General features: G+C 56.2%; 9 protein-coding genes. 4 read left to right on the forward strand and 5 right to left on the reverse strand.

All coding sequences use genetic code 11. From position 1 onward, the window contains the following. Window positions 1-378 precede the first annotated feature (378 nt). The 5 genes from ppk2 to rpmH all read right to left on the reverse strand — a co-directional run bounded on the left by ppk2 (window position 379) and on the right by rpmH (window position 4,027). Window positions 379-1,305 (reverse strand): polyphosphate kinase 2, encoded by a 927-nt coding sequence (gene ppk2 / locus HMPREF9371_RS04485; RefSeq protein ID WP_009118748.1) that lies wholly within the window; start codon window positions 1,303-1,305, stop codon window positions 379-381. Window positions 1,306-1,537: 232 nt separating this feature from the next. Continuing rightward, on the reverse strand, window positions 1,538-3,172 hold the full coding sequence (gene yidC / locus HMPREF9371_RS04490; RefSeq protein WP_009118749.1) for a membrane protein insertase YidC: 1,635 nt from the start codon (window positions 3,170-3,172) through the stop codon (window positions 1,538-1,540). A gap of 171 nt (window positions 3,173-3,343) precedes the next feature. After that, on the reverse strand, window positions 3,344-3,553 hold the full coding sequence (gene yidD, locus HMPREF9371_RS04495; RefSeq protein WP_009118750.1) for a membrane protein insertion efficiency factor YidD: 210 nt from the start codon (window positions 3,551-3,553) through the stop codon (window positions 3,344-3,346). Beyond that, window positions 3,546-3,890 carry a ribonuclease P protein component gene (gene rnpA / locus HMPREF9371_RS04500; RefSeq protein WP_009118751.1) on the reverse strand — a complete coding sequence of 115 codons (345 nt, stop codon included), beginning with the start codon at window positions 3,888-3,890 and terminating at the stop codon, window positions 3,546-3,548. The genes yidD and rnpA overlap by 8 nt, the downstream gene beginning before the upstream one ends. 2 nt (window positions 3,891-3,892) lie before the next feature. Next, a complete protein-coding gene (gene rpmH / locus HMPREF9371_RS04505; RefSeq protein ID WP_002214728.1) occupies window positions 3,893-4,027 on the reverse strand; it encodes a 50S ribosomal protein L34 in 135 nt (44 codons plus the stop codon). 191 nt (window positions 4,028-4,218) lie between these two features. Here rpmH and dnaA point away from each other — a divergent pair, with 191 nt between their 5' ends. The 4 genes from dnaA to HMPREF9371_RS04525 all read left to right on the forward strand — a co-directional run bounded on the left by dnaA (window position 4,219) and on the right by HMPREF9371_RS04525 (window position 8,761). Further along, complete coding sequence (dnaA, locus tag HMPREF9371_RS04510) at window positions 4,219-5,835, forward strand: chromosomal replication initiator protein DnaA (RefSeq protein WP_009118752.1); 1,617 nt, start codon at window positions 4,219-4,221, stop codon at window positions 5,833-5,835. 16 nt (window positions 5,836-5,851) lie between these two features. Beyond that, the gene (gene dnaN / locus HMPREF9371_RS04515; RefSeq protein ID WP_009118753.1) at window positions 5,852-6,955 is read left to right on the forward strand and encodes a DNA polymerase III subunit beta; all 1,104 of its coding nucleotides are present in this window, start codon (window positions 5,852-5,854) and stop codon (window positions 6,953-6,955) included. A gap of 302 nt (window positions 6,956-7,257) precedes the next feature. Then, the gene (locus tag HMPREF9371_RS04520; RefSeq protein ID WP_009118754.1) at window positions 7,258-7,698 is read left to right on the forward strand and encodes an META domain-containing protein; all 441 of its coding nucleotides are present in this window, start codon (window positions 7,258-7,260) and stop codon (window positions 7,696-7,698) included. A gap of 280 nt (window positions 7,699-7,978) precedes the next feature. Then, window positions 7,979-8,761, forward strand: coding sequence for a transporter substrate-binding domain-containing protein (locus HMPREF9371_RS04525; protein ID WP_040660801.1), 783 nt, complete (start codon window positions 7,979-7,981; stop codon window positions 8,759-8,761). Window positions 8,762-8,822 lie beyond the last annotated feature (61 nt).

The raw sequence follows: 8,822 nt of genomic DNA on the forward strand, positions 1-8,822 counted from the left end.
CTCTAATAGATCAGGACAAGTGGCATCAGATACGGACTTGCTTTCAGGTAGCCCGAGACCTTTGCAAAACCTCCAGATATGGAGGCAGTTCAAGGCGTATCTGAGCCGCGAATGTGAACGCTAGGAATCCCAGTGGGCAGACATATCACACGGTGGGCAAAAGAGTGGGCTGCACCCCAGGGCATCAACGCACAACGCAGAAATGTACCGCAGATGGGGATTTTGCAAAGGCTTCAAGCGCTTTTTCAGCAGAAGCGGGCTCAAAAAATGCCGCCCGGATAAAGGCGGCATAATGGCAAAGATGAAGATATTTGCTGTACAGGCTACCTGAAAGTAGGCGAGGCTTGCTTTCAGGTAGCCTGTATGGTGTTGGAGGGCTTAGTCGGCAATCAAGTCGAAATTGTCTTTAAACTGTGCGTTAGGCACTTGTACAATCAGCGGGTCCACCTGACCGATGGCTTGTTCGTCCTTACCCGGGTAATCCAGCGAATGCAGGAAATAGCGGATGCAGTTCAAGCGGGCGCGTTTTTTATCGTCCGATTTGATGATGGTCCACGGCGCGTCGCCGGTGTGGGTATGGAAGAACATGGCATTTTTGGCTTCGGTGTAGTCGTCCCAACGGTCGAGCGATTCGATGTCCACCGGTGACAGCTTCCAATGTTTCAAAGGGTCGTCGCGGCGGGAGAGGAAGCGGCGCAGCTGTTCTTCACGCGATACGGAAAACCAGAATTTGAACAGATGGATGCCGCTGTTGACGAACATACGCTCCAATTCGGGTGCCTGGCGCATAAACTGCAGATATTCGTGCGGCTCGCAGAAGCCCATCACGCGTTCCACGCCGGCGCGGTTGTACCAAGAGCGGTCGAAGAACACCATTTCGCCGGCGGTGGGCAAGCGTTCGATGTAGCGTTGGAAATACCATTGGCCGCGCTCGCGCTCGCTGGGTTTTTCCAGCGCCACCACGCGGGCGCCGCGCGGATTGAGGTGCTCCATAAAGCGTTTGATGGTGCCGCCTTTGCCGGCGGCATCGCGGCCTTCGAAAACGGAAACGATTTTCTGGCCGCTGTCTTTCACCCAGCTCTGCACTTTCAACAGCTCGATTTGCAGAATGCGTTTTTCTTTTTCGTATACACGGCGGCTGATGCGGGTGCGGTAGGGATAGCTTTCCGGCAGCGGGGCACTGGAAGAGTTTTCGCAGGAAGTTTTGCCTTCATGCTTCAAGACTTTTTCCTCAAACACGCTGAGCTGGTCTTTTTTATCGCCGAGATTGACGGCTTCGAAAGGTTTGAGTTGTTTTTCTGCCATAGGGTGTTCCTTTTGTGGATAGGTGGATGGAAAAATGACACGGTAAAACAATAACTGTCTGCTGCTGCCGAGGCAGCTCTGCCGGCGCCGATCGAGGGCCTCGAGCCAAAACTTTATCCGAGCGTATTCTACTCCCAAGCGCAGGGAAAAACACGGTTTGGCGCCAAAATTTCTCCGGGCGGCGCCATCGGCAAAACAGGCTACCTGAAAGCTTTCAGGTAGCCTGTTGTCCTTATGCTGCAGCGGGGTATTTTTTACTGTAGCGTTTATTGATAAACCACTGTTGGGCAATCGTCAGCAAGTTGTTTACCACGTAGTAGAGCACCAAGCCGGCGGGGAAGAAGAAGAACATCACGGAGAACATTAAGGGCATGATCTTCATCATTTTTGCCTGCATCGGGTCGGTGGGCGGCGGATTGAGCAGGGTTTGCACATACATGGTCACCGTCATCAGCACCGGCAGCACGAAAATCGGGTCGGGCCGGGCCAAGTCGTTGATCCAGCCCCAGGAGGCCTGACGCAGCTCCACCGAAGCAAACAATACCCAATACAGGCCGATGAACACCGGAATCTGCAACAGCATGGGCAGGCAGCCGCCGAGCGGATTGATTTTCTCGTCGCGGTACATCTTCATCATGGCCTGCTGTAAGGCCATGCGGTCGTCGCCATGCTGCTTTTTCAGCATCTCCAGCTTAGGCGCCACGGCACGCATTTTGGCCATCGAGCGGTAGGAAGCGTTGGTCAGCGGCAGCAAGGCGGCTTTCACGATCACGGTGAGCAGCACAATGGCCCAACCCCAGTTGCCGACCAGGCTGTGCAACCAATTCAGCAGCCAAAACAGCGGCGAGGCGAACAAATGGGTTTTGCCGTAATCTTTGATCAGCTCCAAATTGTCGGCCACTTGGATCATGCCGGAATATTCCTGCGGGCCGGCATACAGGCCGATGGGGAAGCTGAGTTTTTGGCCCGGCGCGATTTCCGGCAGCGGCACGCGCACGCCGGCAGAATACAGATTGTCGCTGCGGCGTTTCACGTCCAAGAGGCAATGGCCGTTTTGGCAGATGCTCTGTCCGTCTTTGGGCTGCAGCACCCAAACGGAGGAGAAGTAGTGTTGGGTAAAGCCCACCCAGCCGGAAGTGGCGGTACGTTCGTAATCGGCCTGGTCTTTGCGCGATTCGTAATCACTGTCTAAATCGTCAAACGCCACTTTCTGAAATTTGCCTTCGGGGGTGTACACCACGGGGCCGGTGTAGGTTTGGTCGAAGAAGCCGGCGCCTTCCGGCTCGCTGTTGTCGCGCAGTAGACGGTAAACGCTGTCGAGCTTAAGCGGCTTGTCGGAAGCGTTGGTGATGTCGAAACGCACATCGATCAAATAACTGCCTTGGCGGAAGGTGTAGATTTTGTCCACCTGCACGCCCTTGGTTTCCGGCGCACTCAGGCGCACTTCGGTGGTCTGGCCTTCGGTTTTCTGGCTGGCTTGGAAGGGGACGTCTTTGAGCAGGTATTGGCCGTCGGCATCCAACAGCAGCGACTGGGCGACATATTTGTGCCGTTCGCTGTTGGTCAGCAGGGTAAAGGGTTGCTCGGCATCGCCGGTGGCATTGTGGCGCTGCAGCACCAATTCGCGCAGATCGCCGCTGTTCTCGTCGATGACTGCTTGGAAGGTGTCGGTCTGAACCGCTACCGGCGTGGTTTTGCCCAAGTCGGCACCGATGGCGGGCGCTTGTGCGGCCGCAGTTTGCTGCTGGGCGGCAGGCTGTTCGGGTTGCGGTTTGGGGAAAAAGTATTCCCACGTCAGCATCACGGCCATGGCGATGGCAACAAACACCAGCATGCGTTTGAAATCGGAGGGTTTGGTTTCGTCCATTATGTGCGTTCCGTATTGGTATCGGGACAGGCTACCTGAATGGCTTTCAGGTAGCCTTGCTTAAGTTAAGGCGGCTGCCGTGTCTGTTTCGAGCACGGCAAGCTGCGGTGTGGTGTGTTTTGATGCGGCGGCTGGACAGACGTTTCATTTGAGTCTGTCCAAAGGGCGGGGTTAAGGCACCGGATCATGCCCGCTGCCGCCCAAAGGGTGACAGCGGCAGATGCGCTTGCAAGCCAGCCAGCCGCCTTTTAAGGCACCGTATTTCTGTACGGCCTCCAGTGCATACTGCGAACAGGTAGGCGTGTAACGGCAGCGCGGCGGCAACATCGGGCTGAGGGCGTAGCGGTAAAAACGGATCAGCCCGAGCAAAATTTTATCCATGGTGTTTATGCTCGACGGCTTGATCAAGCTGCCGCCAAACTTCGGCACGGCCTGCTGCATTGAAAGGCTGGCGTACCCTGACCACAATGTCGTTGGCGGCCAAGCGGTGGCGGTTGAGGCGGAACCACTCCCGCACGGCCCGCTTCATGTAGTTGCGGCGGTTGGCGCGTTTGGCGGTTTTCTTGGGCACCGCCAAGCCCAAACGGGGATGCGGCAAGCCGTTGGGTATTTGCCAAACCTGCACCGCTGTTTTGCTGTTTAGCCTGCGCAAAGCAAAAACGGAAGAAAACTCTTCCGTTTTTAATAGGCGGTACCGTTTGCCGAAACCCCGATCCACAATTATACGGCCAGGCGCTTGCGGCCTTTGGCGCGGCGGGCGGCCAAGACGGCGCGGCCGCCGCGGGTTTTGGAGCGCACCAAAAAGCCGTGGGTGCGTTTGCGTTTGGTCACAGAAGGTTGGTAAGTGCGTTTCATGTGGGTGCTTCCTAACAGATGATTCGAAATCTAAAGCTGCGGATTACACCCGATTTCGGCTGGATTGTCAATCTGGAAACAAGTAAAAAGCGCGCCGCACCGCCATAGCGGGCAGGCTGCATTTTCGGTATAATCCGCCGACCTTTCCGACCCTGCCGCTTGCGGCCTTGACCCTCCCGAATCTCCATCCGATGACGCTCGAACAATTCTGGCCCCGCTGCCTGCATCATTTACACAACACGCTGCCGGAGAAGCAATATCAAACTTGGATTGCTCCCTTGAGCGTGGGCGAATCCGATGCCGGGGAGTGGGTGGTTTATGCCCCCAGCGTGTTCGTATTGAATATGCTGCGCCAAACTTATGCACCGCAAATCCGCAGCCTGATGCAGCAATGGCTACCTGAAAACCCGCCCACCCTGCTGCTGCAAAAGGGCCGGGGCCGTCAGTACGAGCGCGCGGCTGGCGAAACGGATGCCGTTAATACCAATGCCGCCATCGCCGGGATGCGGCCGGCCTTCGATGCCATGGAAGGCCGAGTTGAAGAAAAAAACGAACAAGCCATTGCCTCGGCTGCGGCTCCTGCCGAATTAGCCGAATTAAAAGACCAGCGCAGCGCTGTCGACATTGTGGCCGCCCGTCTACATCAAATTTTAGCCAACGAAACCGGCGGCGAAAAGAACAGCGCCGGCAAGGCGGAAACCCCGTCGCCAGCCAAACCGGCCGCCGCCAAAAAAAGCAGCAAATCCAAAACCGCAGCAGAAGAAGAGCAGCAACAATGGTATGAACAGAGTAATCTGTCGCCCGACTATACCTTTGAAAGCTTGGTGGAGGGCAAAGGCAACCGCTTGGCCGTGGCCGCCGGACAGTCGATTGCCGAATCGCTGGGCAAAAGCCAATACAATCCGTTTTTCCTCTACGGCAGCACGGGCTTGGGCAAAACCCACTTGGTGCAGGCCATCGGCAACCGTGTGCTCGCCCTCAATCCGCGCGCCAAAGTGCGCTACATGCACTCCGATGACTATCTGCGCAATATGATGTCGTCCTTCCGCAACAATGCCTACGAAGCCTTCAAGCAGCAATACAAACAATACGATCTGCTGATTATTGACGACATCCAGTTCATCAAAGGCAAAGAGCGCACCATGGAAGAATTCTTCCATCTCTACAATCATTTCCACAGCCACAAAAAGCAGATCATTCTCACCTGCGACGTATTGCCCACCCTGATTGAAGAGTTGGACGAGCGCCTCAAATCCCGTTTTTCTTGGGGGCTGACCCTGGAGCTGGAGCCGCCCGAATTGGAAATGCGGGTGCAGATTCTGCAGAAGAAAGCCGCCCTTTCCGGGGCGGATTTGAGCGAAGAGGCCGCTTTTTTTATTGCCAAACACATCCGTTCCAACGTGCGTGAGCTGGAAGGTGCGTTTAACCGCGTGCTGGCCCGCAGTCAGTTTACCGGCAAGCCCATCGACCAAGCACTGGCCGCGGATGCGTTAAAAGACATTGTCGCCAGCAAGCATAAGCTGATTACGCCGGAACTGATCATCGCCACCGTGGGCAAATACTACGGTGTCAAAGACAGCGACCTCATCGGCAAAAAACGCAATCAAAACATTGTGCGCCCGCGCCAAATCGCGATGAATTTGTGCAAAGACCTGACCGACCTGAGCCTCTCGGCCATCGGTGAGGCCTTCGGCAAACGCGACCACAGCACGGTCATCAACGCAGTGGAAAAAGCCGGCCAACTGCGCGAGAAACAGCCCGAGCTGGCCAAAGATTACGAAAAACTCCTGATCTTAATCAAAAATTAATCCGAAGGGATTTACCATGTTGATTTTACAAGCCGAACGCGACACTCTGCTCAAACCGCTGCAAGCCGTGACCGGCATTGTCGAACGCAAACACACCCTGCCGATTCTGTCCAATGTGCTGATCGAGCGCAGCAACGGCCAAACCAACATTCTCGCCACCGATTTGGAAATTCAAATCCACACCCACGGCCCACACACCGATGCCGAAGATTTCCGCATCACCACCAATGCCAAAAAGCTGCAAGACATCCTGCGCGCTCTGCCCGAAGGCGCCATCGTGGCCTTGGATTGGGCGCAAAACCGCCTTACCCTTAAAGCCGGCAAATCCCGTTTTGCCTTACAAACCCTGCCGGCAGAAGACTTTCCCCTGATGAGCGTGGGCGAAGAAGTGGTCTCTGCCTTCACCCTGCCGCAGGAAACCTTCAAAAACATGCTCTCCCAAGTGCAGTACGCCATGGCCGTACAAGACATCCGCTACTACCTCAACGGTCTGTTGATGCAGGTAGAAGGCGACAGCCTGCGTCTGGTGGCCACCGACGGCCACCGCTTGGCGTACTCCGCCGCCGTGATTGATGCCAACCTGCCCAAGGCCGAAGTGATTCTGCCGCGCAAAACCGTGCTCGAGCTGTTTAAACTGCTCAACCGCCCCGCCGAGCCGGTTACCGTGGAACTGCTCAACAACCAAGTGCGCTTCCGTTGCAACGACACCGTTGTCGTCAGCAAAGTGGTGGACGGCAAATTCCCCGATTTCAACCGCGTGATTCCGCAAGACAACGACAAAATCTTCCAGCTTAGCCGAGCCGACCTGCTCGGCGCACTTGAGCGCGCCGCCATTTTGGCCAACGAAAAATTCCGCGGTGCCCGCCTGCAGCTGCGCCCCGGCCTGCTCAGCGTCTTGTGCAGCAACAACGAGCAGGAAGAAGCGCGCGAAGAATTGGAAATCGCCTATCAGGGCGGCGAATTGGAAGTCGGCTTCAACATCGGCTATCTGATGGACGTGCTGCGCAACGTGCATTCCGACGACATCCAGCTGGCCTTCGGCGACGCCAACCGCTCCACCCTGTTCACCATCCCCGACAACCCCGATTTCAAATACATCGTGATGCCGATGCGGATTTAATCCCCATCTCATTGTGTCAACAGGCTACCTGAAAACGTAAACCGTTCAGGTAGCCTGAGAATTTTGCCCCCACTGCGATGCCTTTCTACCCCAGGTGTATAGCCCCAGACATTAAGGGTTCGCTTCTCACTACCAAATGGAGGATGCAGTATGGGACAAGTGCTTCATGCAAGCGCCACCACGACAGAGACAAGCCGTCGAGCAATACAATATAGTCAAGAGGGCCTGAGAACGCTGGCCAAGTGGAAAAATGCCCCTCGGTAGCCGCCTGCGCTTTGCCCTTTAAAAACAAGGAATCCGCCATGACTGATTACCGCGCCCTGCTGCCGCTTTTCACCTGTCTGGGCCTGCTCGGTGCCTGCGCCGCCGCTCCGGAGCAGGTTGCCGAACCGGGCCTCAAAAGGGTTTGGATGGTCAGCGAATGGCCCGGCTTCACCCGCGAAACGCTCACCGCCGCCCAAGCCCGCCTCGACTTGAGTGCCCTGCCACATGGCGGTGCCTACATGGGCTGCAACCGCCTGATGTTTCAGGTAGCCGACGTCCATCCCCTGCGGGCAAGCGGCAGCTTGAACATCGGCCCCGTCGCCGCCACACGCATGCACTGCCCGGGCCGCATGGATTTGGAGCAGGCTTTCAGCCAGCACTTCCGCCGCTTCCAACACTACCGCTTAAGCGGCCACCGGCTGACCCTCGAAGATGCCGAAGGCAACACCATCCGCCTGATTGCCGAAGATTGGGACTAAGCGGCCCTTTGATTGAAGCGGCCGGCCAGCGTCGCATCCGACGTATCCAAACGCCCGAACAGGCTACCTGAAACTTTCAGGTAGCCTGTTCGCCACAAACAATTCAACAGATTTGCCTCATCTCAGCCATATCCATAAAATTTGACGCCAAAAATTACTTTTAATAGGCATTAAATTCTGAAAAATAGAATTAATAAGCACATAATGCCATTATGAAAGTTTTTAAAAGCTTAAACCCCGCGCTACAATGCCGCCCGTTTTCCCCTCTATCGAGCACATCATGCTGAAACAAACCGCTATCGCCTTGCTGTTGGGCAGCCTCAGCCTGGCCGCCCACGCCCAAACACCCGCCGCTCCCGACACCCTAAACCGCGTCATGGAAAGCAAAACCCTGCGCGTCTGTTCCCCCGGCGACTACAAACCCTTCAGCTTCGACCACAACGGCCGTTTCGAAGGCGTGGATAACGACCTAATGGACGCCCTGGCCAAATCTTTGGGCGCACGGGTGGAAATCGTCAAAACCAGCTGGCCTACCCTGATGAGCGACTTTACCTCGGGCAAATGCGACATCGGCGTTGGCGGCATTTCCATTACCCTGCCGCGCCAGCAACAGGCCCTGTTTACCGAACCCTATTTCACCAACGGCAAAACCCCGCTCGTGCGCTGCGCCGATGTGGGCAAATACCAAACCGTCGAGCAAATCAACCGCCCCGAAGTGCGCATTGTGGCCAACCCCGGCGGCAGCAATGAAAACTTCGCCCGCACCGTGCTCACCCATGCCCGCCTGACCATGCATCCGGAAAACCTCACCATTTTCCAAGAGCTGATCGACGGCCGCGCCGACGTATTCGTGACCGAAGCTGCCGAAGCCATTGTAAAAAGCCACGAACACAAGGGCGTACTTTGCGGCGTCAACCCCGACCGTCCCTTGCGCCCGGCGCAAAACGGCTGGCTGATTCCTGACCGCGACTTCCGCTTCAAAGCCTATGTCGACCAATTCCTGCACTTGGAAAAACTGTCCGGCAGCCTTGACCGCACCATCCGTCGCTGGCTGCCGCAATAAGCATCGGCAGGGGGCGCCTGCCCAGGCTACCTGAACCAAAAAAATCCCGCACGGTAGATTC

The sequence above is a fragment of the Neisseria shayeganii 871 genome (assembly GCF_000226875.1).
Lineage (GTDB): Bacteria > Pseudomonadota > Gammaproteobacteria > Burkholderiales > Neisseriaceae > Eikenella > Eikenella shayeganii.

Bases quoted from the DNA above. Each gene is read 5' to 3' on its own strand.
- ppk2 (WP_009118748.1), bottom strand. From the start codon at position 1,305: ATGGCAGAAAAACAACTCAAACCTTTCGAAGCCGTCAATCTCGGCGAT.
- yidC (WP_009118749.1), bottom strand. From the start codon at position 3,172: ATGGACGAAACCAAACCCTCCGATTTCAAACGCATGCTGGTGTTTGTT.
- yidD (WP_009118750.1), bottom strand. From the start codon at position 3,553: ATGGATAAAATTTTGCTCGGGCTGATCCGTTTTTACCGCTACGCCCTC.
- rpmH (WP_002214728.1), bottom strand. From the start codon at position 4,027: ATGAAACGCACTTACCAACCTTCTGTGACCAAACGCAAACGCACCCAC.
- dnaA (WP_009118752.1), top strand. From the start codon at position 4,219: ATGACGCTCGAACAATTCTGGCCCCGCTGCCTGCATCATTTACACAAC.
- dnaN (WP_009118753.1), top strand. From the start codon at position 5,852: ATGTTGATTTTACAAGCCGAACGCGACACTCTGCTCAAACCGCTGCAA.
- HMPREF9371_RS04520 (WP_009118754.1), top strand. From the start codon at position 7,258: ATGACTGATTACCGCGCCCTGCTGCCGCTTTTCACCTGTCTGGGCCTG.
- HMPREF9371_RS04525 (WP_040660801.1), top strand. From the start codon at position 7,979: ATGCTGAAACAAACCGCTATCGCCTTGCTGTTGGGCAGCCTCAGCCTG.